Below are 25,319 nucleotides of genomic sequence, written 5' to 3'. Positions count from 1 at the left end.
CTGCTGCTGGATAGAAAGCCTATATCGTCCGCATCTGTTCCGGCTGTTTAGCCCAAACCTTGAGGACGCCATGCCCAACCTTCTCGTTGTCGAAACCAGCGCGCGCGGCGAGGCTTCGATTTCCCGCCAGCTGACCAAACGCCTTGTCGCCAATTGGCTCGAGGTGCACCCGGATGGCGCGGTCGTGCGGCGCGACCTGGCCGTGGATGCGCTGCCGCACGTGACCATGCCGTGGTTGTCGGCCTATTTCACGTCACCGCATGCCCATACCTCGGACATGGCCGAGCAACTGCGTCTCTCGGACGCGCTGGTTGCCGAATTGCTGGCAGCTGACGAGCTTGTCATCGCCACGCCGGTCTACAACTACAATATCCCGGCCAGCCTCAAAGCCTGGATCGATCACATCGTGCGCAAGGGCGTAACGCTTGGCTTCGACGGCAAGGGACTGCTGATCGGCAAGAGAGCCACCGTGGTGCTGGCGTCCGGCGGCATCTATGGCGAGGCCTCGCCCATCAACCACCTCAATTTTGCCCCCCGATACCTCAAGGCCATTCTCAACGTCCTCGGCATCACCGACGTGAGGATTATCCATGGCGAAGGTGCCAAGGCCGTGGATATGGGTGAAGCAACGATGGACACGTTCATCGACGCCGTCGTTCCGAAACTCAATCGCGCTGCGGCCGCCTGATTGATCGGGAGTATGCGCCCCCGATGGAGCCCGCTTGCTTTCCACCGAGTTCAGGTGTGCCGCAAGATCGCCGCTGCCCGTCCTCACATCTTGCCTTCGGATCACTGTTCATGCCGAGAAGCAGACCGTGGTCACGCTCGTCCGATTTGGCAGTCTGCCTTGCAATAGCTAACTTCCGCTACCCACCCCAATTGTCGCCATTCGCTCAATTTTGGAGGGCTATGGAGTAGACGTAGTTCTCCGTTTCTTCGGCTTCGGCCCGCCAAGCATCGCCCGCCCATCCGGTCTGGCGGCACAGTCTGCCCAATCCCCTGTCGGTGGCGTATCTGGCAATGCGTATCCCGCCGATACGACTCGGCCGACGGCATCTCAGACACCGGCACCAAAGACAATCGCCTGCCGTCCTTCGGCGGTGCCCGCTTTCAACCGCCCCAGCGCGCTGGTCACTTCCGCGAGCGTGACGCGCTCGACCTGAGCCTCTAGCGGCTGCGCCTCGTGCAATTGCATCAGTTCACGCATCTGCGCGCGCGTGCCCACGCTGGTGCCGGTTATCCAGACACCGGTGGCGGTGAGCCATTCCTGGCTGAGGGGTACCGGTTGCGAGACCATGGCCGCGGCGATGATCCTGCCGCGCGGACGGATGGCCGCGGTCATCGCATCCCAGCTCGCCGGTGTCGGCGCAAAATTGATGCAGACATGGGCACGCAGCCGCGCCGGCCAATCACCAGCCAGACCGGGCGAGGCAAGAAGCGTGTGTTCGGCGCCAAGTGAAGCCGCGAGGCGGAGCTTGGCCTCATCCGTGTCGACGGCGATGACCACCGCGCCGAGCCGCCGGGCGATCTGGATCGCATAAAGGCCCAGGCCACCGCAGCCGAACACGGCACAGACCTCGCCGGCAACGACCTCCGCCCGCTTCAGCGCCCCGAAAGCGGTCAGGCCCGCGCACATCAAAGGCGCCAGCATGGCCGCATCGCCTTGGTCCGGCACGCGCGCGGCGAAACGCGCATCGGCCACGACATATTCGGCAAAAGTGCCCGCGACATCGAAGCCATGGGCGCGCTGGTGCTGGCAGAAGGATTCCATGTCGGCGTGGCATTCATCGCAGCAGCCGCAGGCGTCATGCAGCCAGGCGACGCCCGCCCGCTCGCCAACCCGCCAGCCCGTGACGCCGGCACCCGTCCGCACCACCCTGCCCACGCCCTCATGGCCAAGAATCGCCGCCGCTTGCCCCGAAGCCGGCCGCAGATGCCCTTGCCACACATGCACATCGGTATGGCATATGCCGCTCGCCTCCAGACGGACCAGTATTTCTCCGGGACCCGGTTCCGGCCGCGGCACGCTCATGATGCGCAACGGCTGGCCGGCGTGTTCCAGCACGGCCGCAAGCATGCTTTGCGTCATCTAAAGGCCGAGAGCGCTTTTCACGGCCGGCACGGCTGGCTGGCCGCCAAGGGTCGAGACGCCGTCCAGCCATTTGCCGAGCTTGTCCGGATTGCGCTTGATCATCTCGCGGGCGGCTTCGTCGGCGGATTTGCCCTCCCCCAGGATCATCCGCATGCCGTGGTTCTCGTAGTCGAGATCGAATACCAGATTGGCGAACAGTTTGGCCGCGTTGGGGCATTCCGCCGAGAATCCCTTGCGAGCGATGGTGCGCACCGTGGCGCCGCCGAAATTCGGTCCGAACTCGACGTCCCCGCCCGACAAATAGCTTATCTTGTAATCGAGATTCATCGGATGCGGTTCCCAGCCAAGGAAGACGACCCAGCTCTTGTCCGCCACGGAATTCGAGACCTGCGTCAGCATTGCTGCCTCGCTGGATTCGATAATCTGCCAATCGCCCATCCCGTGCCGGTTGGCGGCCACCATGTCGAGCAGCGGCTTGTTCGAGCCTGCCTCGATTCCGTAGATCTTGCGGCCGAACTTGTCGGCATGGGAAGCAAGATCGTCGAAGCTTTTGATCCCCTGGTCCGCGACATATTGCGGTACGGCCAGCGTGTACTTGGCACCCTCCAGGTTGACGCCCAGCACTTCGACCGATCCCTCGTCGAAGTAGGATTTGTATTCCTCGTCCTGGACCGGCCTCCAATTGCCCAGGAAGACATCCATGTCGTTTTCCTTCAGCGCCGAATAGGCGACCCCGAGGCCGAGCAAGGTTTGAGAGGCGTCATATCCCAAGGCATCGAGGATGACCTCGGCGGTGGTGTTGGTCAGGGCGATGTCGGTCCAGCCCAGATCCGCCATGCGGACCTTCCGACATTGCGATGCGTCGGCGGCCATGACCGGCGAGGCGACGAGCGCCGAAAGCAAGGCCAGAACGAGTCTCGTGCGCATTGTGGCTCCCCATTTTCTTCGTGAGACGAATTGCCCGCCAACGCTATGGCCTCTGCATTATATGTCAATATAGAATCTTGTATGAGCGTACAAAAATCTTATTTGCTAGAAAGAGCAATGACGACTCAGGGCAAGCGGACGAAAATCGAGGACATACGGCGCTCCGAGCTGATTGCCGCCGCCCGCCGCGTATTCCTCGAGCATGGGTTGCAAGGCATGACCTCGGCCCGCATATGCCGTGAAGCCGGCATGTCGCCCGGCATCCTTGCCTATTATTTCAAGGGTAAGGACGAGGTTCTGTTCGGCATGGTGCGCCACAACAATCGCCTGCTGATGGAAGACGTCATAGCGCGACTGGAGGCGGCGCGGACCGGTTGGGCACGGTTGGAAGCGATCGTTGAAGGAAACTTTCCCGCCTCGGCGTTCACCCGCCCCATTGCCAATGCGTGGCTGTCGGTCTGTGCCGAGGCGGGCGTAAATCCGCAATATGCCCGGCTCCAGCGGCTGTTTTACCGCCGATTGCGCTCAAACCTGGCTTCGGTGTTTGCAGGGATGTTCGATACAACACGCCTTCGCGAGGCGAGTTTTGTCATCGCTGCCCTGATCGATGGACTTTGGCTGCGCAAGGCAGTCGCCGACGATGTCGGGCGCGACGAAGCCATAACGCTGGTGTTCAGAGCGATCCGGTCCCTTCTTAGCACCGGGGAGGAACAGCAGTTGCGCCACCCGGCGGGTTGAACGGCATAGACCTCCCTCCCTCCCGCCAGTTTCATCCATCTCTTGTCACGTTGGCGGATGCCGGGGTTCCGCGCACGGTCATGCCGGGCTGGACGCTGCGAGTGACCACCGAGGCGGCACCGACCGTTGCGCCGGCACCAATTTCCACCCCGGGCATCAATTGGACGGCGCTGCCGATACGGGCACCCTGCCGAACGACAACGGGACCGTCAGGTGTCCTCCCGTTGGGACTGAACGTGGTGGCGAGCGCGACGACGTAGGGCCCGATGGCACAGTCGCTTTCGATAATGGTCCCTGCCGGAAATCCGCAAAACCCCTGGATTCTTGTGTTTTCTCCGATGACGCACTTGCTTCCCACCGTACAGGAGAAACCGACGCTGCTCCTTTCCCCAAGACGCGCGCCTTCGCGGATCAGGGCATGGTCACCGATATAGGCGTCGGGGCCGGTCATCGCGCCGGAGCAGACGATGGCGTAGGCGCCAACGATGGTTCTCTCGCCTATGTCGGTCGGCTGCTGAACTGTTGGCTGGGCAACCGAACCGGGATTCGATTGGCTTGGTCTGCCTATTATGGCGCCATGCTCGATACGGGCTCCGCGGCCCAGTCGTGTTCCGGGATAGAGGACGACATAGGCGCCTATGGAGACGTCGTCGCCGATTTGAACATCGTCCGCGCACATAAGGTAGGGTGCGCGATCGGACTTCTTCAACTCGTTCATTCTGTCAGCCTTCGATAGTGCTTGCGTATCAGGCGCTTTATCTTCGCAATGACGACGCGACGATTGATCTGGGACATGTGGATCTTCACGCCCGGTTCATCCGTGGTGTTTTCGGACAACTTGCCCTGATCAGCCTCGAGGTCACGGTCGACTTTCGCCGCCATCCGGCGCCGGAAGTCGTTTCGCTCCTCCCCGGTTGTCGGGATGTTGAGCTCCCTCGTCAGTTGCTCGATCGTGCGACGGTATTGTCCGTTCTCGGCGCGAAGCCGGCTGACTTCGTCTTCGGCCCTTTTGGCGCGCTCGGCCACCGGTCCAAATGCTATCCTGGCGGACAGCAACTTGGATTCCGACCTCCAGTTCGACGCCACCAATCTCGAGAGCTCAAGCTTGGGCGTGGTCCGGCTTGCCGTCGGCTTTGCCAGATCCGAACACAGATCGATCATCTGCTGGGCATGGATTCGCGCGTGGTGATGCATCATGACCAGTTTCCGATTAGCCATTCCCATGAGGGGATCATAGGCACCCAGATCGGTGACCAGTTGTGCGGGATCAAAGGGGCGCGATAGAGCTAGCCCCGCGAACGCGTCGGCCTCCATCGCCTCATAGACCTGTGGGGTTACCCAGCCGTCCGTCCCAAAGACATCGTACACATAGGCAGGCCGGCCGCAGGACATCGCATCCAGGATCGCCCGGGCCTTCCCCACAACGATATCGGCCTCCGCGATGGCTTGGACGATGTCGGCCGAATTGGTGCCGGCGGGGCTGCCGACCTGCATGAACTCGACCCCGGCGCCGCTCCACGCGTCGACCAGAAAGCGCTTTGCTTCGCCTTGCAGATAGTTCCCCAGCAGAAGCGCTTTCTTCGGCTGTTTGCGGGCTGCGCCGCGGGGCGCCAGCCTGTCCACATCGATCGGCTGGCGAAAGCGAACAATCCGGTGCTTCGTGGCCAGGGCACGAAGCCGATCTTCAAATCGCGCGCTCATGACAACAACCGCGCCGACCACACCAGGAACAGCCGGGGGCGTCTGCAATTCGAAAAGCGGACTATGGCAGATAAAAGCGTGAGGAACCTCTGGCCACCTGGCCGATATCTCATAAGCGACGACGCCGTCCTGACTGAGCACGACATCGGGCGTTGGAAGCTCGAGATCCGTTGCGATCCTGATCGCCCGCTCCCTGGCCACCTGAGCCATCTTCCCAGGTGCCTTCACATAGATCGTGATGTCGTGGCCAAGTTTCAGGAACTGTTCGGCAATCGTTATTGCATAGGTCTCGCTGCCGCCAACATCATCGAACTGATAGGTTCCTAGAACTATTCTCACAGATGGGTCCTGGCACAATTTTTCGGCGGCGGGCGAAGCCGGCCGGCACTGACGCCCGCCGGCAAACGATCTCACGACCATGGCAATTCAATCCGGTGAGGGAGGATATATCCGTGGCCGTCATATCAGCCCCCTTTCAAAGCCAGCATGACGTATTTTGGCAAAGCATGTCAAAACCGGAGTCGTCTCGGCGCCGTGAACCGTGGCCGCTATTGCCTGGTCAATGCCGGCGTAAAGAGCCGCCGTTCAAGCACCGCGCCGCGCGAGGCGGGCGCCCTCACCGTGCTGTAGCGCGGTCGATGGTCACCGTTGCGGAGGTCCCGGCAACCAGCCGTGCCTTGGTGGCCGCGTCGCTGTCGAGCACGATATGCACGGGAACGCGCTGCGCGAGCCGCACCCAGGTGAAGGTCGGATTGATGTCCGCCAGCAACGTGCCCGAGCTGCGTTCGCGGTCCGCGATCCCCGCGGCGATGCCTGCGACATGGCCGGACAGGGTGTTTGGCCATCCCATCAGCCTGATCGATGCCTTGGCGCCGATCCCTATGCGCGAAAGTTTCGTCTCCTCGAAATAGCCCTCGATGCGCATCGTATCGGTGTCGACGAGCGCCATGGTGGCCGTGCCGGGGGCGACATAGTCTCCCGGGCGAAGGCTGAGATTGGTGATGATGCCATTCACCGGCGCCCGGACTTCGGAACGGTCCAGATTGAGCTGCGCCAGGTCGCGCGATGCGCTGGCCTGCAGGCTTTCCGATTCCGCCTCGGCTACCGTCGACCGCGCTTCCTCGATCTGCTGGACGCTGACCGCCGAGGCGGTCAGGCGCTGAAGCCGGTCGAGGTTTCGCTTGGCCTGGTCGAGCGTTGCCTGCTTCCCCTCCACCACCGCCTGCGCCTGAGCGAGCGCCACCGCGAAGCGTTGGCGGTCGACCTGGAAAAGAGCATCGCCCTTCTTCACCGCCTGGTTGTCCTTGACCAGGACCTCGGCCACCAGGCCCGACACGTCGGGCGTGACGCCGACGACGTCGGCGCGGACATGCGCATCACGCGTCCATGGGGCATTCATGTTGTCGTCCCACAGCTTCCAGGCCGCGACGCAAGCGATGACAACGACGATAGCGGTGACGAGGATCCTGCCGGTAAGGCGCAGAAAGCGGTACTTCATGACAACAGCCGATTCGAAAGCGAGGACAATGCCCCGAGGATGAGGATGTAAAGCGCGAAATTGAAGAGTGCCCTGTGCCAGACGAAGGAATAGAGTCCCGTCCACGACAACACTTGCCAGACGATCCGCGCCACGACGAAGGCCGCCAGCATCAGGACGAGAAGACCCGGCAGATAGACGCCGCCTATGCTGATATCGCTTTGCATGATCGATCTACTCCGCCACCAGCAGCATGGGTTCCGACATTGTCGAATAAATCGGTGGCGCGGCGTTCCGGTACAGCGCCCGCCGCAGCCCGACCAGCGCGTCCGCCGACCGCCGGGCCGGCGTGGCCTGACGGCCCGCGACCGTGGCGAGGGCGCGATCGATACGCGCCAGCAGCCGCGGCGGCGCTGTGACGGCCGCGCCAAGGCGCAGGCGCTCCTTGAACAGCTCGGCGACGGCCGACAGGACGATGCCGACCTCGCGCCTCTCGTCGGGCGTGAGTCGGTTGCGCATCCGCTGCAGTTCCACGATGTTCAGGCCGAGCCTGATTTCCGCATAGCCATCGATTGTCGACAGCGCCTTGTTCTCCGTCCCCGCGAGCCTGGGCACGAGCTGGCCGAGACGATCGAGCATGCGGCCGGCGAGCCGGCGTTGGTCCTCGACGCGATCGCCGGCGGCGAGTTGGGCAAGGTCCGACCAGCCGGCATGCACCAGGCGCCGGGCTGCGATCTCCCCGCCGAATGGCCTCACCACCAGCGTCCACACCAGTGCGAAACCCACACCCGCCAGGGCGGCGAGGCCACCATCGGCGAACGAGACGAAATCGGCGGAAAACCGGTCGCTGAGGGCAATGAAGGATGCGGTGTTCACTGTGAGCAGCATCGCCAGCATGCTGAGCTGAGGCCTGGGAATGAGCGTGCCGAGCACGAGGAAAGGCGGCGCCAGTACGAGAACCAGCAAGGGGAAGCTTTGAACCATCGGCAGGATGGCGAACTGGTAGAGGGCGGTGACCGCCAGGCTGACCGTGCACCAGACGAACATCGACAGGAGAAGCGGCGCGGGCCGATCGGCGGCGGCGAAGAACGAACTCCCGACCGCCACCATCAGCACGAAGCCGGCGCCTTCCGCCCAGCCCGAATAAATCCACAGGGCGCTGGCCGCCAGCACGGCGAGGATCACGGAACCGGCATAGAAGAACAACATACCGTAGTCGTGATGGCGGGTGCGCGAGAAAGTGCGGCGACGGCGGAAGGCGAGCCTTTCGCCGCGCGAATCGCCTGTCGCGATCTGCTTTTTCAACACCAGGCAGTCGTGCCAGGCGTCGACGATCTCCCTCAGCCTGGCCAAGGCGCTGTCGAGGATGAGGCTGTCCCAGTCGACCGCGTGCGCGGCCGGCCGCAAATCAGCAATGCGGGAGCGGAACAGAACGGCGCGGTCCGGACCGTCCACCACTTGGAGCCAGGTTCCGACATCACCGAGAAGGGTGAAGAACTCCTCGTGGATCGCGCGGTCCTGCGACTTCAGGCCATGGATGCGGTCATCGAGCGACGACAGCAGCGGCAGCAGCAACATCAACCGCCCGCGCAACTGTCGCGCCTGTCGCGTGACGCCGCGCGTATGGGCATCGTAACCGAGCTGGCTGATGAGGATGTCGAGCCCTGAAATGTCCGATGCCAGCTTCTGCCGGGCCAGCAAGGTTACCCCAAGCGCGCCCTCGCCGCGCAGGATGTCGCTCGCCCATGCAGCGGCATCGCCAAGCCAGTTGGAAATGCGCGAGGACAAGAGCGAAGACAGCCCGATCGGGAACAGCAATTGCGCGACCACGCTGGCGCAAACGATGCCAAGGATGATCTCCTGGCTGCGGGCCGAGGCGATATCGAAGATCGTCTGGGGCGCATCGACCGCCGGCAGCGCGATCAGCGGAAGCGAATAGCCGGCCAGCATGAAGACATAGCTGCGCGGCGTCCGGTCCAACATCGAAATATAAAGCAGCCCGCCAGTCCACAACGCCACGACCATGCTCAACAGCAGCGGCGAATTGACGAACATCGGCAAGAAAAGGACTGACGCCGACGCGCCTATCAGTGTGCCGAGCGCGCGGTAGAGCCCCTTGGAGGAGGTCGCGCCGGCAAGCGGATTGGCCACGACGTAGACAGCGGCCATGGCCCAGTAAGGGCGCGGCAGGTCGAATGACAGCGCGATATAGAGCGCCAGCATCGAGGCGATGAACGCCTTGATCGAAAACAGCCAGTCTTGCCAGGAAGGGAGCGTCATTGTGCGTCAGCTCTTTGACCCGCTCCTCCCAGGCGGGTCGGGAAAGCTCCTTGAACCTAATTGTTGATGTCGACATCCTTTGTCTCATTCCCGATCAACAAGGAGATCAGGGTGAGCACCGCCATGGCCGACAGATAAACGCCGACCCAGAAAGGTCCGCCTCCGGCGCTCCAGAGGGCTACCGCGATGAACGGCGCCACGGCCGCGCCGAGGATCGAGGATACATTGTAGGAGATGCCCGAGCCGGTGTAGCGGACATTGGCTGGAAACAGCTCGGGCAGCAGCGCCCCCATCGGGCCGAAGGTCATGCCCATCAGGCTGAAGCCGACGATGAGCCACGCCATGACGCCGACGGTGCCGGCATGAAGCATCGGCACCCACAGCAGGCCGAAGGCGGCGATCGCCAGAGTGATCCAGATCAGCGTGCGTCGGCGACCCCAGCGGTCGGCCCACGGGCCGGAGACCATGGTGAAGACGCCGAAGAAGACAACGCCGATGATCATCATCAGCACGAAGGTCGTGTAGCTGTAGCCGAGGCCCGGTACCGCCGCCGAGGGTGCCGCGCGGCCATAGCTCAACGAAAACGTCGTCATCAGGTAGAACAGCACATAGGTGGCGAGCATGTAGAAAGTGCCGAGTATGAGCTCTTTCCAATGCGTCTTGACCGCCGAAGCCAGCGGGAGCTTTCTGACCCGGCCAGTGCGCACCGTATTGTCGAACGCGGCGCTCTCGACCAGGTTGAGCCGGACCCACAGACCGATGGCCACCATGACCACCGAAAACAGGAACGGGATGCGCCATCCCCACGAAAGGAACGCCATCGACGGCCGCGAGGGGTCGTCCGAGGGCATCGCTGCGGCAATGCTCAGGAACAGGCCGTTGGCGATGATGAAGCCGATCGGCGCGCCGAGTTGGGGGAAAGTGCCGTAGACAGCGCGCTTTCCCTTCGGCGCGTTCTCCGTCGCCACCAGTGCGGCGCCGCTCCACTCTCCGCCGAGCGCAAAACCCTGAGCGAGGCGCAACACCACCAGCAGGGCCGGCGCCAGCCATCCGGCGCTCGCGTAGGTTGGGAGCAGGCCGATCAGGAATGTCGCCAGCCCCATGGTCAGCAGCGCGCCAACCAGCGTGATCTTGCGGCCGCGCCGGTCGCCCAGATGGCCGAAGAAGATCGCGCCGAGCGGGCGCGCAATCATCGCCGCGCCGAACACGGCGAAGGAAGCGAGAAGCGCCGTCGTGTCGTTGCCGGCCGGGAAGAACAGGTGAGGAAACACCAGCACGGCGGCCGTGGCGTAGACATAGAAGTCATAGAATTCGATCGTGGTGCCTATCAGGCTCGCCAGTATGACGCGCGAACGCGGATTTGCTGGAGTGGAAACTGAGGGCACTGCGCTAAAAGCAACGGACATCGGAAAACACCTAAAAGGGTCCGGCGAACGCCGATCCCTCACACTGAGAACGGACACCTGGCGGACAGATGGAACGATCGCCTTCGTCATCTCTCGCTGGTATCAATTGCATTCAAATAGATTGTATGCGAACCATTGGCAATGGAAAATGAGCGATCCAGAAGCCGCGAAACGATCGGCCAGCTGATAACCAATGTTGCGCGCCTTTGGCGTCGCACCGCCAACGAGCGATTGGATCGTTGCGGACTTTCGCATGCCGTGGCCATGCCGCTGCTGGCATTGTGGCAACTGGGCGGCGAGGCTCGCCAGGGAGCGGTCGCGGAACAGGCCGGCCTCGAAGGGCCTTCGCTGGTGCGTCTCGTCGATCTCCTGGTGGCCGAAGGCCTGATCACAAGGCGTGAGGATCCCAGCGACCGCAGGGCCAAGATATTGTCCTTGACCAAGGACGGTGAGGCGCGGATGAGTTCGATCAACACGGTGCTGGCCGAGCTTCGCCACGAGCTGGTCTCTCTCATTGGCGACGACGAGCTCGAGACCGCCTCGGCGGTGCTGCGGCAAATCCAGGCCGAACTCGCCACCAAGCTCGGGAGCTGACTTGCCGGCGTCGGCCTCGCCGGCACCTTCCGGCTGCGTGCATTCAACGCCAGGCCGATCGTCTTCCAGGTCCCGGCGAATGAAATCTGCCCTCGTAAGCTTCCGCTGGCGCGCCGCCGGAAGCCGTCAGCCGCTCACGCCCCTGATAGATGCGCCGCGATTGCGCTCAGGAATATCTCACCGAATTCCTTGAGCTTTGCCCCTCCCACACCGTTCACTTCCGCGAAAGCGTCGAGGTCGCGCGGGCAGCGCTCGGCCATGTCGATCAGCGTGCGGTCGGAAAACACCACATAGGCCGGCACCTGGCGCTCCTTGGCCAGCCGCAGCCGCAGGGATTTGAGCATGGCCAGCAGCGAAGCATCGATGCCTTCGGCATTCATGGCCGAACCGTCGGCCGCTCGCATCTTGCGCAAGGCGCGGGCGCGCACCTCGACTCGGTAGTGGAACGGGGTCTCGCCACGGCCAAGCGCGCGACCCTTCTCGGCGATGGCGAGGCCGCCATGGCCGCTCGGATCCGGCTCCAGGAAGCCGCCGGCGACGAGTTGCCGGATCAGCGACTGCCAGAAATCCTTCTTGTGCGCCGCGCCGCCGCCGAAGCTGGCCAGCCTCTCATGACCCCTGGCCAGCACCTTTTCGGTCTCATGGCCGAGCAGGATGTCGATGACATGGGCAGCGCCGAAGCGCTCGCCGCTCTGGCCGACGGCCGCCAGGATGATGCGCGCCTCGGCGGCGCCATCGGCGCGCGGCACCTGGTCGAGACAATTGTCGCAATTGCCGCAAGGCGAAGCTTCCTCGCCGAAATAGCCGAGCAGCACCTGGCGACGGCACTGCGCCGTCTCGCAATAGCCGATCAGCGTGTCGAGCCGGCGATGCGCCCGCCTCTTGTGCTCGGTGGACGCGTCCTCGTCGTCGATGAACAGCCTGCGCATGCGGATATCGCCAAGGCCGTAGAGCATGTGCGCCTCGGCCTTGCGTCCGTCACGGCCGGCGCGGCCGATCTCCTGGTAATACGCTTCCAGGCTGCCCGGCATGTCGGTGTGGAAGACATAGGCGACGTCGGGCTTATCGATGCCCATGCCGAAGGCGATGGTCGCCACCATGACCACGCCGGAGAGCGTCATGAAGGCGTTTTGGTTCGCCTCGCGCGCCTCCTTGCTCATGCCGGCATGATAGGCGAGCGCGGTGACGCCATTCTTCTCGAGGAAGGCCGCCATCTCCTCCGTCTTCTTGCGCGACAGGCAGTAGACGATGCCGCTCTTGCCGGCATGACGCTCGATGAAACGCAGCAATTGTCGTTTGCTGTCCTGCTTGGATTCGATGGCCAGCTTGATGTTGGGCCGGTCGAAACCCAGCACCAGCGTTTCGACCCGCTCGGCGAACAGCCGGGCCTCGATGTCGCTGCGCGTGCTCTCGTCCGCCGTCGCCGTCACCGCGATGATCGGCACGTTGGGGAAGATGTGCCGCAGCCGCGACAGATCCTCATACTCGGGCCGGAACGCCGGTCCCCATTGCGAGATGCAATGCGCCTCGTCGATGGCGATCAGGCTGACATCGAGCCTCGAGAGCGCCTCGAGCATGCGCTCGGTCATCAGCCGCTCCGGCGCCAGATAGAGCAGCCGCGTCTGGCCGGACGCCACGCGGCGCCAGGCCGCGACATTGGCCTCGCGGTCGAGCGAGGAATTGATCGTGTCGGCGCCAACGCCCGCCAGCCGTAGCGCGGCGACCTGATCCTGCATCAGTGCCACCAGCGGCGAAATGACGAGGGTGAGCCCGCCCATGACGAGCGCCGGGACCTGGTAGCAAAGCGACTTGCCGGCACCTGTCGGCATGACGGCCAGCACATGGCGCCCGCCGAGCAGCGCGTCCATGACATCGGCCTGGCCGGGGCGGAAATCGTCGAAGCCGAACACGTCCTTCAGCACGCGCCGCTTGCGATCCTCGGCCAGAATCCCGGTTGCCTGCGTCATTCAGCCAATTCCGTCGTCAATATGCCGGCCGAATTGTCATAGCCGAACTCCCGGCAGAAGCCGTCCACACGCTCGAGAAATGACGGCGGCAGGCCGCGCAGATAGGTCCTGAACGCTTCATTGCGCTCCCATTTTCTCAGCGAGGTGGACCTGATGGGATTGTTTGCATCGCGGCTGAAGAGCGTAGCGGGCGCCAGGCCGAAGGATCGGGCAATCCTCGCCTGCACGATGTCCGGTTCGGCGATCACGTCCTCATAGCGTAAATAGGTGATGGCTCTCTCCGGCTGGGCCTGTCGCAGCCGCATCAAACCATCATATTCCGCCTCCCAACGCTCCATGGTCACGTGAAAGGGCCGCAGATCGACGGTCTCCGGATGAGAGCTGGTCAGCACGTCGAAAGGATGCCGCACGCAATAGATCAGGCCGACCGATGCGGGCAAATCCTCAAGATCCCTGTAGCTCACGAAAGTGCGTTTTACGACCAGGTTGGCTTGGTAGCGATCCAGTTTGACCAGTGTCTGGTATGGCGCTTCGTTGGTATGGACATAGATATCCTCGAAACAGCCCATCAGATTGAGGCTGAGCGTGGTGCCGCTGCGCGCGCATCCGGCGATGAAAATTCTGTTTCGGGATTTCATTGCCGAAGGCAGCATTGGCGCCTTTTGTCGAAGGTGCCAGAAAAGCCGCCTTGCGCGGCGGCGTAACGCCACGACCGGCTTCCGGGGCGCCGCGGCTGGCACCTCGGAAAAGCCAAGCTCGGCCAGGGCGATCCCACTTTCTCCGGCGACCGCATAGAGCAGCCAGGTCTGATTATCCTGCTCGAAAATGGCTGGATCGCGTAGCGCGTTTTCCCTGCCCTGGGCCAGACCGATCCGACTGGGGCGGACCGGCAAGCCGGCCCCTTCGAACTCCGTCAGTGGCCGCAACACTTCGCTGTCGCCTCGCACGGTCCAGTCCCGCCAATCCTCGGCGAGATCGATTGTGCCGTAGAGGATCCGTTCCGGCGCGTCGCCCCGACGCGTGTAATAGACCCGCAGCCAGCGGCCGGATTTCTGCAGCGCGACATGCCGTGGGGCGAGGTCCTGCCGCATGGCAGGCAGCACGACCGGACCGCGTTGGAAATCCGAAATGCCGTTTCTCGATCGGTAGACGGTGATCGCTCCCGTTCCAAGCAAACCGTACCACCAGCCATCGTGGCGGAAGATGCGCGCGTAGAACGGCCCGAGCGGTTCGGAAAGCGGAGTGAAACGAAGCCCGTCGACGGATGTCGCGGCAAAGGTGATCTGGCCTTCACCGGATTTTGCCGGGCCGTGAAAATACATCACGAAATGGCGAAGCTTCTGGTCGATGTGCACATCGGGCGAGGCGATATGCCCGACGATGAACGGACATTGGTCAAGAGACAGCACACCGCCGGGGTGGATGCGCCAAGGCCCGTGCAGCGAATCGGAGTAGGCGAGGCGGATATAGGTCCCCGTGTGGTCAGCGAAGTAGAGATAGTAGGCACCAAGCCGACCGGGCACCCAGTCAGGCATGCTGATCAGCGACGGCCCGTTGATGTTGGCCCCGTCATCGCCGGGCAGCATCTGCGGCGTAATGACGGGTCCGTGTCGCATGGCGGTGACACGAATTTGCGGAATCATGCGCCACGCGCCCTTGTCGGAGATTTCAGCTTGCCGCATTCGATACAACGGCATGGATGCGAACGGAAGGTCAAACAGCCATGTGAGCCTCGCCTGTCCCTGCGCCATGTGCTCCTGGCTGGATTCAGGCTGGCCCTGATGTAAGCTGCGCGGGAGCAAGGAGCGCGCGCGATGCTGCAGGTGAGACAGGACGTTCTCGGCGAGCGGTTCGGCTTGCAGCGCGCCGCCTTCGAGAAACAGCCCTTTCCGGACCTTGGCGTGCGAAAAGACCGCCTGAAGCGCCTGCTGGCGCTGACCGAGCGGCACGAAGCCGACATTTGCGCCGCGATCAACGCTGATTTCGGCAGCCGCTCGACTCACGAGACCCGCCTCGCCGAATTGTTTGTCGTGCGCGCCGGCATCCGTCACGCGCTGTCTCACCTGAAAGGCTGGATGCGCGAGCGTCGCGTCGCCACCACCTTGCCGTTCCTGCCGGGCAAAAACCGCCTCGTGCCGCAGCCGCTCGGTGTGGTCGGCATCGTCTCACCATGGAACTATCCCTTCCAGCTCGCCGTCGCGCCAGTGACGGCGGCGCTCGCCGCCGGCAATCGCGTGCTGGTCAAGCCGTCCGAGCTGACGCCGGCTTTCTCGGAGTTGCTGGCCGGATTGGCCGTCGAGCATTTTTCGCCCGACGAGTTGAGCGTCATCACCGGCGATGCCGAGATGGGCAAGGCCTTCGTCTCGATGCCGTTCGATCATCTGCTGTTCACCGGCTCGACCGCGGTCGGCCGCCAGGTCGCGATCGCCGCCGCCGCCAATCTGACGCCGGTGACGCTCGAGCTCGGTGGCAAGTCGCCGGCGATCTTCGATCCCTCCTGCGATCTCGATGCGGCGACGGCCAGCGTTGCCTATGGCAAGCTGCTCAACGCCGGTCAGACCTGCATCGCGCCGGACTACCTGCTGGTGCCCAAGGGGCAGGCAGGCACGGTCACGGCCAAGCTCGCAGCCGCGGTGGCGCGGCTCTACCCCACGCTGCGCGACAACCCCGACTACACAGCCATCGTTAGCGACCGGCACTTCCAGCGCCTGCGCGCCATGATCGCGGAAGCCCGCCATGCCGGCGCCACCATCACCGAGATCAACCCGGCCGGCGAGGACCTCGATACAACAAGCCGGAAATTCGTGCCGACCCTGGTCGGCAATGCCGGCCCGGACCTGCGGCTGATGCGCGAGGAGATTTTCGGCCCGGTGCTGCCGATCGTCGAATATGCCACCGTCGACGAGGCGATCAGCCATGTGAACCAGGCCGATCGGCCACTGGCGCTCTACTGGTTCGGCAACGACAGCGCCAACCGCCGGCGCATCCTGCGCGAGACCGTCACCGGCGGCGTCACCGTCAACGACTGCATGCTGCATCTGGTGCAGGAGAACCAGCCCTTCGGCGGCGTCGGCGCCAGCGGCATGGGCGCCTATCACGGCGAATGGGGATTCCGCGCCTTCAGCAAGGAGAAGCCGGTCTTCCTGCAGTCGCGCCTGAGCGCCGGCGCCCTGCTGCGCCCACCCTATGGCAAGACGTTCGAGCGGCTTTTCGGCCTGCTCAGGCATATCACCTGACCGCGCCGAAGCGCGGACGGTCGGCGAATATCTCCGACACGCCGGCCGAGGCTATCCTCGAGGCCACGCATCTGCTCGCCGCCAGCCGTCGCGACCACCCGGTGCCGGCGCATTAAGGTTATATTCACTATGATCCGGCAGGTTTCCAATCCTGCGGTGATGTCTTGAGTACCGCGGCGCCACTGGCGCCCAGGCAACAAACCCGCGCCTTGTCCGAGGCGCGGGTTCCCTGGCCAGGAGCCGATTGGCCGGCGAGGCCAGGCTGCCGCCCACGATGTGACCTTCCATCATCGGTTGTCGGGCGGCGTGCGGATCAGCGATCCTCTTCCTGCAGCAAAACACCTGTTATCCGCCGATGGCCGACCGGCCGCCTGGGCACGACCAGGCTTTGCCGGACAATGCGCGGCGCATGCGCGGCAGCCTCCACGGCGGGCAGCAGCCCGGCCGGTTGAAATCGTGCAGCCCAGGGCTGCCGTATGGCGGTTGTGCATGGTTCTGACTCCCTGTCGAAATCCTTGCGCTCGAACGCGAACTGCCTCCGAGCGTCTCCGGTGCGAATTTCAGGCAGCGAGCCCAAGTCTGCTGGAGAGGTCGCAAAAATCCTCACGCGACAGATGTGGCCGCGCCGCGAATTCGATGACGGCAGCGAACGCGTCGGCAGGCGCCGAGACCTTCATGCCTCCCAGAAGCGCGGCACGCTCGCTGCGGCTCATGGCGGGGATCATCAGGCGCATGAAGGCGAGGTTCTTCTCCGGCGTGAGCGACCCGATGATCGCCATTTCGATGCCTTGCAGTTCGGCATCCGTGAAGTTCGCCCATAGTTGCGGCGCGGTTACCGTCTCCTCCTCATGCATGTGTTCGAGATCGTGTCCGACAAAGACCGTGAAAGCGATGTAAAGCCGGCGACCAAGGCTGGCCCGGGCATCAAGGGGTGCCTCCTCTATCGCCCGGATCATGTCCTCGAGTTCTGCAAAGGCCAGCCGATGATCGTCGTGCTGGTGCTCGAGGCGGTCGGTCGAAGCCCGCACGCGCGCTTCGAGCGGCTGGTGGATATACCTGTCCTCATGGGCAAGATGGCTGGCCCCAAGCATAAGGATCGTACGAAGGTCGGCCAGCAATGGTGCGGTCGCCGCCGCATCGTCGAAATCCGCGCTGCCCAGGCGCGCAAGCAATTCGCATTGGGCCTTGCGAAGACCCTTGTGGATCAGGCCGTAAAGATCATAGCGGCCATTGAGGTCTGGTATTCTTGCATGTGTCATTGAAGATCTCCCGTCTGTGCGGCGTCCCGATTGTCACGATGACTGATCGCGCCGGCTTCGCGAGGCCTTCTAGTCAAGGGCTGAAGAACATGCTTCCTAAATGCTTCCTAAGCAGCATGCCTGTTCCTAAAACTTTCCTATCCGATTAGACTGTTTGCATGTAGGCAATGGGGCGGCCTTGATCAGCAAGGAAATAGACGACCTGCTCGCAGGTCCGGTGATGATTCTCATATCCACACGCAATGCCGCGTTTCGCCCAGCCATCGGCCGCGGCACCGGCGCCGCGCATGTCGCGAGCCTCGGATGTATCGACGTGCTCGTATCGCGGGCCCAATGGCCCGAAGTTGTCGAGAACGCCGCCTTGGATGCACCGGTGGCGGTCACGATGGTACGCCCACACGACTATCGCGCCGTCCAGATCAAGGGCCGCATCCTGGCGGTGTCACCGGCCGACGATGCCGACAGGGCGAAAGCGCAAAACTACATTTCCGAGATGCTGGTGGTGATGGAAGCGCTTGGCGTGACCCGGCATCAACTCTCTCATACCCTGGTCGACAGTGATCTGCTTCGTATCCGTTTTCGGCCCACCGATGTCTTTTCGCAGTCACCCGGACCCGGTGCGGGCGAGAGGCTCCGGACACACTCGCCATGATCTCCCTCAGCGACATCCGCGACAGTTTTGAAGGCGTCATCCCATCGGTGATCGCGACCAGCGATGGCGACGGCATACCCAACATCTCGTATCTGTCTCATGTCTATTACGTCGATGAGAGCCATGTCGCGCTTTCGAACCAGTTCTTTTCCAAGACGGCCGCCAATGTGCGCGCCAGCGGCGTCGCCACGCTGATGGTCGTCGATGGACGAAGCGGCGTCCAACACATACTCGATCTGGAATTCCTGCATGCGCTCGACCATGGCGAGCTGTTCGAACGCATAAAATCGCATCTTTCGGTGATGAGTGCGCAACAAGGAATGGCGGGGATCATGAAACTGCGCAGCGCCGACTTGTACTTCGTGCGCGATTGCCGCGCGGTGGTCGGCGCCGTCCCGCCTGAACATCGCAATCCGGTCCCCGCGACAACGAACCACCTGCCCAAGGCCGCGCTTCTTGCCGCCGCCATCGGCTCGGAAGCCGATGCCGATGTTATGCTGGACAAGGCGCTGGCCGGACTTGAGAACAGCTTCGACTATCGGCATGCGATGGTTCTGGTGCCCGACGAGACCGCCCAGCGGCTAAGCACCCTGGCGAGTCGCGGATACAGCAGCCTTGGTGTCGGCGCGGAGATCGCGTTTGGTGAAGGCGTGATCGGCATCGCGGCCGCCACGCGCCAGCCGGTTCGTATCTGTGACCTGCGGCGTTCCCAACGCTATGCCTCAGCCATACTTTCGGCGTCCGAGCGCACACGCCATATCCCGCTTCCCGGACTTGCCGGTCCGCGCAGCCAGATGGCGGTGCCGATGCTTGCCCAGGGAAAATTGCGAGGCGTGCTGTTTGTCGAGTCCGAGGCCAGTTTCGCTTTCGGCCATCAGGATGAGGATGCCCTGATGCTGGTTGCGAGCCAACTGGCCGCGGGGTTGCGGCTTGCCGAACTGGAAGGTGGCCACCAAGCCAATGCCTTCGCGAAGTCGGCACAAGGCGGACATGCCTCGGATCAGGCCGGAGCACCCGCGTTCAAGATAAGATATTTCGCTTTCGACGACAGTGTCTTTATCGACGACGACTATCTGATCAAAGGCGTCCCCGGGCGGCTCCTGATCCACCTTGTCCGCACCTTCCTCGCCACGGGACGCCGCGATTTCTCCAATCGCGAGATCAGGCGGGACGCGACGCTGCGGCTGCCTGATATCAAGGACAATCTTGAAACCAGGCTCATCCTTCTGCGTCGGCGCCTTGACGAGAAAGGCGCACCGATCCGGCTGCTGCGGCCCGAGCGTGGGCATATCAGGCTGGAGCTGGCCGGCCTGCCGCTGCTGGAAGCCGAACCGTGACCCTTCCCGGATAGCGCCCTCAGGCGAGGAAATCGGCCCTGCACGGCGCAAAACTGTCGACCAGCCGCCCCGCTTCCAGCGCCCTGACGCCATGCACCAGGCCGGACGGCACGATGAAGCTGCCACCGGCCTCAAGGATCTCCGTCAGCCCGTCGATGGTCACCTCGAAGCGGCCCTCGGCGACATAGCTTGACTGGACATGCGGATGCGAATGCAGCGCACCGACACCGCCCTTGTCGAAGCCGAACTCGACCAGCATCAATTCATCGGTGGAGAGGAGAACGCGCCGCCTGTTGCCGTCGGGCGTCGGCGTCCAGGGCGCCTCGCCGGCATGGGCGAATATCTTCGTCATCGTCATCTCCTTGCCGCCAATGGCCGGCCAACGCCAGCCAGGCACGTCCCGTCAAAGCCGATAGGCTTTCTTGGCAAGCGTATAGGCCAATTCCCCGGCCAGTTCATGCGCCTCGTCCTCGCGCAGCCGATGCTCGGCGACCAGCCGCGCCAGGAATGCGCAGTCGACCCGCCGCGCCACGTCGTGACGGGCCGGGATCGAGGGGAAGGCGCGAGTGTCGTCGTTGAAGCCGACAGTGTTGTAGAAGCCCGCCGTCTCCGTGGTCATCTCTCGAAACCTGCGCATGCCTTCCGGACTGTCATGGAACCACCAGGCCGGACCGAGCCTGAGTGCCGGGTAGACGCCGGCCAGCGGCGCCAGCTCGCGCGCATAGCTGCTTTCGTCGAGCGTGAAGAGAATGACGGTCAGGTCGCGCTCCAGCCCGACGCAGTCGAGAAGCGGCTTCAGCGCCGTCACGTAGTCGGTCCGTGTCGGGATATCGAAGCCCTTGTCGCGGCCGAACTTCTGGAAAACGGAAGCCGAATGATTGCGCTGGGAGCCAGGATGGATCTGCAGCACCAGCCCGTCATCCCTGCTCATCTTGGCCATCTCGGTCAGCATCTGGGCGCGAAACAGTTTTCGCTCGCGCTCGTCATCCGAGCCGCGGCGAATGCGGTTGAACAGTTCCTCGGCCGCCGCATCGGAAAGGTTGGCGGTCTCGGCTGTCGGATGGCCGTGGTCGGACGAGGTCGCGCCGAAGCCTTTGAAGAAGGCGCGCCGCTGGCGATGCGCGTCGAGATAGCCGGCCCAACCGCCGGTGTCGCAGCCGGTGATCTCGCCCAGCCGGTCGAGATTGGCCGCAAACCCTTCGAAATCGGGATCGACAACCGCGTCCGGCCGGTAGGCGGTGACGACACGGCCCTCCCAGCCGCTGTCGCGGATCATCTGGTGCCATTTGAGGTCGTCGAGCGCGCCTTCCGTCGTCGCGATCACCTCGATGTTGAAGCGCTCGAACAAGGCGCGCGGACGGAAATTCTCCCACTGCAGCAGCGTCGCGATCGTGTCGTAATGACGGTCGGCGGTCTCGGCGCTCAGCGGCTCCTCGATGCCGAACAGGTGCGCCAGCACATGGTCGAACCACAGCCGGGTCGGCGTGCCCCGGAACAGGTAATAGTGCTCGGCAAAGCGCCGCCAGATCGTCCTGCCGTCGCTCTCGACCGGGGCGCCGTCCAGGGTCGCCACGCCGAGATCCTCCAGCCGTACGCCCTGGCTGAACAGCATGCGGAAGATGTAGTGGTCGGGCACGATGAGCAATTGTGCCGGATCCGGGAACGGCTCGTTTAGCGCATACCAGCGCGGATCGGTGTGGCCGTGCGGGCTGACAATGGGCAGGTTCCTGACCCCCACATAGAGGTCGCGGGCAAGCGAGCGCGAATGCGCTTCAGGCGGAAAAAGCAGGTCCGGATCGATCAGCGCGACCATGGGAAAGCAGCTCCTTCCAGTTGGTTATCGGTACGTTTGGGCCAACGCGATGTCAACGTGCCCCGGCAAAGCGGCATCCTTGCGGCAGGCGGACGTAGGTGTTACGCCGCCTGTCATCGGCCGCGTCCCCAAAGCCCTCAGCCCCGGTATCGTGATGACCAGAAGCCATCTGTCCAACGCAACGCTGCAACTGCTGCCCGCGGCCGCCGAGATCCCCGCATATGACCGCGGCCGCGTTGCGCCCGGCATCGTGCATCTTGGCGTCGGTGCCTTCCACCGAGCCCATCAGGCCGCCTATGTCGACGACTGCCTGGCGGCGGGCGAGACGGACTGGGGCATCGTCGGCGTCTCCCTGCGCAGCCCCGACACGCGCGATGCGCTGGGGCCGCAGGACGGGCTCTACACGCTGGCGGTCCGCAGCAGTAGCGCGGAGGAGCTGCGCGTCGTCGGCTCGATTCAGTCGATGCTTGTGGCGCCGGAAGATCCGGCCGCGGTGCTGGCCGCGCTGATCGATCCGCGCACCCGCATCGTCACGCTGACCATCACCGAGAAGGCCTATCTCAGGGCCGCGGGCGGCGGGCTGGACGCCGCTCACCCCGACATCGCCCACGATCTGGCAAATCCGCGAATGCCGAAGACGGCGCATGGTTTTCTCGCCGAGGCGCTGGCTCAACGACTGGCAGCCGGCACCCCGCCCTTCACCGTGCTGTGCTGCGACAACCTGCCAGCCAATGGCGCCACCTTGCATCGGCTGCTGACCGAATTCGCCGCGCTGCGCGATGCCAGGCTTGCCACGGCGGAGGTTCCCGGACTCTTCGACCATATCGCAAGCCAGGTCGCGTTTCCGTCGAGCATGGTCGACCGGATCGTGCCGGCAACCACCGACGCCGACCGGGCACGCGTCGCTGGCGAACTCGGTGTCGACGATGCCTGGCCCGTGATGACCGAGCCCTTCCGCCAATGGGTGATCGAGGACAATTTTTCCGCCGGCCGGCCGGCTTGGGAAAAGTTCGGCGTCACCATGGTCGGCGATGTCGGCCCCTTCGAGGACATGAAGCTCAGGCTTCTCAACGGAGCGCATTCGGGCATCGCCTATCTCGGCCTGCTCAGCGGCCACGCCACGGTCGACCGGGCCTTTGCCGATCCGGCGATCCGGCAATTTGTCGACGGGCTCTGGGCCGAAGCCATCCCGACATTGCCGGAGGACGCCGGGCTCGATACATCCACCTACACAGCCGAGCTTGCCGAGCGTTTTTCCAACACCGCGCTCGCCCATCGCACGGCGCAGATCGCCAATGACGGCAGCCAGAAACTCCCACAGCGCATCATCGCGTCCGCCATCGAGTGCCTCGAAGCGGGTACCGAGTTCGTGCATCTCACGCTGGTGGTGGCGGCCTGGATTGCCGCCTGTGCCGCTCGCGGCAAGACCTTGCCCGAAAACCATTTCACCGATCCGCTCGACGCGGCCCTGACGGCGCTTTTGGACCAGCAGCTGCCGGCGAACGAAACCGTGACGGCAGTGTTCGACCTGGCCGGCTTTGCCGGGGATCACGCCGAGCGCCAGACGCTGATTGAACTCACGGCGGTGCATCTGGTGCATTTGCGACGCGATGGCCCGACATTGGCCTTCGCCGCCTTGGGCATTTAAACAAAAAAGCGGGGCAAGGCCCCGCTTTTCATCAAGTCATCTGAACTGAATTTCAGGCCGGGATAAGCGCGCCTTCCAGCGTGGTGAGCTGGCTGAGGAACTGCTCCGCCTTGCTGCGCGCTTGGTCGTCCTTGGCGTCGGCGGCATCTTCCTTGGCTTCCTGGATGCGGCGGGCGAGATCCGCCCGGTCGACATCCTTCACCGCCACCGCTGATTCCGCCAGCAGCGTGCAGCCGGCCGGAACGATGTCGGCGAAACCGCCGAACACGACATAGCGTTCTTCGCCGCCCGAAGCGGTCTTCACCGTGACGACACCCGGCTTGATCGTGGTCATGACTGGCGCGTGATGCGCCATCACGGTCATCTCGCCTTCGGCGCCCGGGATGACGACAGATTCGACCTCGGCGGAAACCAGCAGGCGCTCCGGCGAGACCAGTTCGAATTTGAAAGCTTCAGCCATGTCGATTTAGTGAGTAGGGAATAGTGAGTAGGAAGTGGGGAGAAAGGGCAAATGCCCGGTCACCCGCCTGCTATTCACTACCGACTACTGACTACTCCCTATTCCCTTGATTAAGCTGCTTCAGCCGCCAGGCGCTGTGCCTTCTCGACCGCTTCGTCGATGCCGCCAACCATGTAGAAGGCAGCTTCCGGCAGGTGATCGTAGTCGCCGTTGCAGAGGCCCTTGAAGCCCTTGATGGTGTCGGCGAGATCGACCAGCTTGCCGGGGGCGCCGGTGAACACTTCGGCGACGAAGAACGGCTGCGACAGGAAGCGCTCGATCTTGCGGGCGCGGGCAACCGTCTGCTTGTCCTCTTCCGACAGCTCGTCCATGCCCAGGATGGCGATGATGTCCTGCAGCGACTTGTAGCGCTGGAGGATCGACTGCACCTGGCGAGCGACGGCATAGTGCTCTTCGCCGACGACCATCGGGTCGAGCATGCGCGAGGTCGAATCCAGCGGATCGACCGCCGGATAGATGCCCTTTTCGGCGATGGCGCGGTTCAGCGTCGTCGTCGCGTCAAGATGGGCGAACGAGGTCGCCGGCGCCGGGTCGGTCAAGTCGTCGGCGGGCACGTAGATGGCCTGCACCGAGGTGATCGAGCCCTTGGTGGTGGTGGTGATGCGTTCCTGCAGCGCGCCCATGTCGGTGGCGAGCGTCGGCTGATAGCCCACGGCCGACGGGATACGGCCGAGCAGAGCCGACACTTCCGAACCCGCCTGCGTGAAGCGGAAGATGTTGTCGACGAAGAACAGCACGTCCTGGCCCTGGTCGCGGAAATATTCGGCGACCGTCAGGCCGGTCAGGCCGACGCGGGCGCGCGCGCCCGGCGGCTCGTTCATCTGGCCGTACACGAGGGCCGCCTTGGAGCCTTCGCCGCCGCCCTTCTTGTTGACGCCGGATTCGATGAACTCGTGATAGAGATCGTTGCCCTCACGGGTGCGCTCGCCGACGCCGGCGAACACCGAATAGCCGCCATGGGCCTTGGCGATGTTGTTGATCAGTTCCTGGATCAGCACGGTCTTGCCGACGCCGGCGCCGCCGAACAGGCCGATCTTGCCGCCCTTGGCGTAGGGCGCCAGCAGGTCGAGCACCTTGATGCCGGTGATCAGGATCTGCGCTTCCGTCGACTGCTCGACATAGGTCGGAGCCGGCTGATGGATGGAGCGCATTTCGATTGCGTCGACCGGGCCCTCTTCGTCGACCGGCTCGCCGATGACGTTAATGATGCGGCCGAGCATGCCCGGACCGACCGGCACGGTGATCGGCGCGCCGGTGTCACGCACTTCCTGGCCGCGCACCAGACCCTCGGTGGAGTCCATGGCGATGCAGCGCACGGTGTTTTCACCCAGATGCTGGGCAACCTCGAGCACCAGACGGTTGCCGACATTGGTCGTCTCGAGCGCGTTCAGGATCGCCGGCAGGTGATCCCCGAACTGCACGTCGACGACGGCGCCGATGACCTGGCGGACCTTGCCGACAACACCGGTTGCCTTGGCAACCGCTGCCGATGTCTTGGCCGCGGCGGCCTTGGCCGGCGCTGCCGCCGTCTTTGCCGGAGCTGCCTTCGCGGCGGCTGCCGGAGCCTTGGCCGCCTTCGCGGGGGCTGCGGTCTTCGCGGCTGCGGCCTTGGGGGCTGCCGTCTTGGGGGTCGCTGCTTTCGCCATCGTCTTTACCCTTTTTCGTCCTTTGT

22 protein-coding genes are annotated in these 25,319 nt (G+C 63.8%); 7 read left to right on the top strand and 15 right to left on the bottom strand.

The window, feature by feature from the left end; translation table 11 throughout:
* Positions 1-70: 70 nt before the first annotated feature.
* Positions 71-688 (top strand): FMN-dependent NADH-azoreductase, encoded by a 618-nt coding sequence (locus AC07SZ_RS18075; protein WP_056575204.1) that lies wholly within the window; start codon positions 71-73, stop codon positions 686-688.
* Positions 689-1,057: 369 nt separating this feature from the next.
* Here AC07SZ_RS18075 and AC07SZ_RS18070 read toward each other — a convergent pair whose 3' ends face one another.
* Positions 1,058-2,077: an alcohol dehydrogenase catalytic domain-containing protein gene (locus tag AC07SZ_RS18070; protein ID WP_494915309.1), complete on the bottom strand. Its 1,020-nt coding sequence runs from the start codon at positions 2,075-2,077 to the stop codon at positions 1,058-1,060.
* Positions 2,078-2,089: 12 nt separating this feature from the next.
* On the bottom strand, positions 2,090-3,019 hold the full coding sequence (gene choX / locus AC07SZ_RS18065; protein ID WP_494915308.1) for a choline ABC transporter substrate-binding protein: 930 nt from the start codon (positions 3,017-3,019) through the stop codon (positions 2,090-2,092).
* An 81-nt stretch (positions 3,020-3,100) separates the two neighbouring features.
* On the opposite strand from choX, the gene betI reads away from it, so the two are divergent.
* Entirely contained in the window at positions 3,101-3,757 is a 657-nt protein-coding gene (betI, locus tag AC07SZ_RS18060) for a transcriptional regulator BetI (RefSeq protein ID WP_494915307.1), read from the top strand.
* Positions 3,758-3,788: 31 nt separating this feature from the next.
* On the opposite strand, the gene AC07SZ_RS18055 is transcribed toward betI, so the two are convergent.
* From AC07SZ_RS18055 to AC07SZ_RS18030, 6 genes are all read right to left on the bottom strand, one after another.
* Positions 3,789-4,475, bottom strand: a complete 687-nt coding sequence (locus tag AC07SZ_RS18055) for a DapH/DapD/GlmU-related protein (protein WP_056575192.1) — start codon at positions 4,473-4,475, stop codon at positions 3,789-3,791.
* Positions 4,472-5,878 carry a hypothetical protein gene (locus AC07SZ_RS18050; RefSeq protein ID WP_494915305.1) on the bottom strand — a complete coding sequence of 469 codons (1,407 nt, stop codon included), beginning with the start codon at positions 5,876-5,878 and terminating at the stop codon, positions 4,472-4,474. Before AC07SZ_RS18050 ends, AC07SZ_RS18055 begins: the two co-directional genes overlap by 4 nt.
* 196 nt (positions 5,879-6,074) lie before the next feature.
* Positions 6,075-6,956 carry an efflux RND transporter periplasmic adaptor subunit gene (locus AC07SZ_RS18045; RefSeq protein WP_494915303.1) on the bottom strand — a complete coding sequence of 294 codons (882 nt, stop codon included), beginning with the start codon at positions 6,954-6,956 and terminating at the stop codon, positions 6,075-6,077.
* On the bottom strand, positions 6,953-7,162 hold the full coding sequence (locus AC07SZ_RS18040; protein ID WP_056575183.1) for a DUF1656 domain-containing protein: 210 nt from the start codon (positions 7,160-7,162) through the stop codon (positions 6,953-6,955). The genes AC07SZ_RS18045 and AC07SZ_RS18040 overlap by 4 nt, the downstream gene beginning before the upstream one ends.
* 7 nt (positions 7,163-7,169) lie before the next feature.
* Entirely contained in the window at positions 7,170-9,215 is a 2,046-nt protein-coding gene (locus AC07SZ_RS18035; protein ID WP_494915302.1) for an FUSC family protein, read from the bottom strand.
* A 56-nt stretch (positions 9,216-9,271) separates the two neighbouring features.
* Entirely contained in the window at positions 9,272-10,621 is a 1,350-nt protein-coding gene (locus tag AC07SZ_RS18030) for an MFS transporter (RefSeq protein ID WP_056575178.1), read from the bottom strand.
* 264 nt (positions 10,622-10,885) lie between these two features.
* Here AC07SZ_RS18030 and AC07SZ_RS18025 point away from each other — a divergent pair, with 264 nt between their 5' ends.
* A complete protein-coding gene (locus AC07SZ_RS18025) occupies positions 10,886-11,215 on the top strand; it encodes a MarR family winged helix-turn-helix transcriptional regulator (protein WP_244494131.1) in 330 nt (109 codons plus the stop codon).
* 134 nt (positions 11,216-11,349) lie between these two features.
* On the opposite strand, the gene recQ is transcribed toward AC07SZ_RS18025, so the two are convergent.
* Together recQ and AC07SZ_RS18015 are read right to left on the bottom strand one after the other, a co-directional pair.
* Positions 11,350-13,182, bottom strand: coding sequence for a DNA helicase RecQ (gene recQ, locus AC07SZ_RS18020; protein ID WP_056575173.1), 1,833 nt, complete (start codon positions 13,180-13,182; stop codon positions 11,350-11,352).
* Positions 13,179-14,825, bottom strand: coding sequence for a sulfotransferase family protein (locus AC07SZ_RS18015; protein WP_494915299.1), 1,647 nt, complete (start codon positions 14,823-14,825; stop codon positions 13,179-13,181). The genes recQ and AC07SZ_RS18015 overlap by 4 nt, the downstream gene beginning before the upstream one ends.
* 171 nt (positions 14,826-14,996) lie before the next feature.
* Here AC07SZ_RS18015 and AC07SZ_RS18010 point away from each other — a divergent pair, with 171 nt between their 5' ends.
* Positions 14,997-16,418, top strand: coding sequence for a coniferyl aldehyde dehydrogenase (locus tag AC07SZ_RS18010; RefSeq protein WP_494915298.1), 1,422 nt, complete (start codon positions 14,997-14,999; stop codon positions 16,416-16,418).
* 560 nt (positions 16,419-16,978) lie between these two features.
* Here the strand turns inward: AC07SZ_RS18010 and AC07SZ_RS18005 are convergent.
* A complete protein-coding gene (locus AC07SZ_RS18005) occupies positions 16,979-17,677 on the bottom strand; it encodes a hemerythrin domain-containing protein (protein ID WP_056575157.1) in 699 nt (232 codons plus the stop codon).
* A gap of 178 nt (positions 17,678-17,855) precedes the next feature.
* On the opposite strand from AC07SZ_RS18005, the gene AC07SZ_RS18000 reads away from it, so the two are divergent.
* Positions 17,856-18,329, top strand: coding sequence for a hypothetical protein (locus tag AC07SZ_RS18000; protein ID WP_056576444.1), 474 nt, complete (start codon positions 17,856-17,858; stop codon positions 18,327-18,329).
* The gene (locus tag AC07SZ_RS17995) at positions 18,326-19,666 is read left to right on the top strand and encodes a GAF domain-containing protein (RefSeq protein ID WP_494915297.1); all 1,341 of its coding nucleotides are present in this window, start codon (positions 18,326-18,328) and stop codon (positions 19,664-19,666) included. The genes AC07SZ_RS18000 and AC07SZ_RS17995 overlap by 4 nt, the downstream gene beginning before the upstream one ends.
* 19 nt (positions 19,667-19,685) lie before the next feature.
* Here the strand turns inward: AC07SZ_RS17995 and AC07SZ_RS17990 are convergent, their stop codons facing one another.
* Both AC07SZ_RS17990 and uxaC read right to left on the bottom strand, forming a co-directional pair.
* Positions 19,686-20,024 (bottom strand): cupin domain-containing protein, encoded by a 339-nt coding sequence (locus AC07SZ_RS17990; RefSeq protein WP_056576442.1) that lies wholly within the window; start codon positions 20,022-20,024, stop codon positions 19,686-19,688.
* 45 nt (positions 20,025-20,069) lie between these two features.
* Positions 20,070-21,479 carry a glucuronate isomerase gene (uxaC, locus tag AC07SZ_RS17985; RefSeq protein WP_172371877.1) on the bottom strand — a complete coding sequence of 470 codons (1,410 nt, stop codon included), beginning with the start codon at positions 21,477-21,479 and terminating at the stop codon, positions 20,070-20,072.
* A gap of 154 nt (positions 21,480-21,633) precedes the next feature.
* On the opposite strand from uxaC, the gene AC07SZ_RS17980 reads away from it, so the two are divergent.
* The gene (locus AC07SZ_RS17980) at positions 21,634-23,127 is read left to right on the top strand and encodes a mannitol dehydrogenase family protein (protein WP_172371876.1); all 1,494 of its coding nucleotides are present in this window, start codon (positions 21,634-21,636) and stop codon (positions 23,125-23,127) included.
* Between the two features lie 52 nt (positions 23,128-23,179).
* On the opposite strand, the gene AC07SZ_RS17975 is transcribed toward AC07SZ_RS17980, so the two are convergent.
* Together AC07SZ_RS17975 and atpD are read right to left on the bottom strand one after the other, a co-directional pair.
* Positions 23,180-23,587: a F0F1 ATP synthase subunit epsilon gene (locus AC07SZ_RS17975; protein WP_172348044.1), complete on the bottom strand. Its 408-nt coding sequence runs from the start codon at positions 23,585-23,587 to the stop codon at positions 23,180-23,182.
* A 110-nt stretch (positions 23,588-23,697) separates the two neighbouring features.
* Positions 23,698-25,293: a F0F1 ATP synthase subunit beta gene (gene atpD / locus AC07SZ_RS17970; protein WP_056575132.1), complete on the bottom strand. Its 1,596-nt coding sequence runs from the start codon at positions 25,291-25,293 to the stop codon at positions 23,698-23,700.
* Positions 25,294-25,319: the final 26 nt, after the last annotated feature.

The organism is Mesorhizobium sp. GW821-FHT07A06 (genome assembly GCF_059419085.1).
The sequence above is the reverse complement of the archived record's forward strand: the minus strand, read 5'-3'. Positions and strand labels throughout refer to the sequence as shown.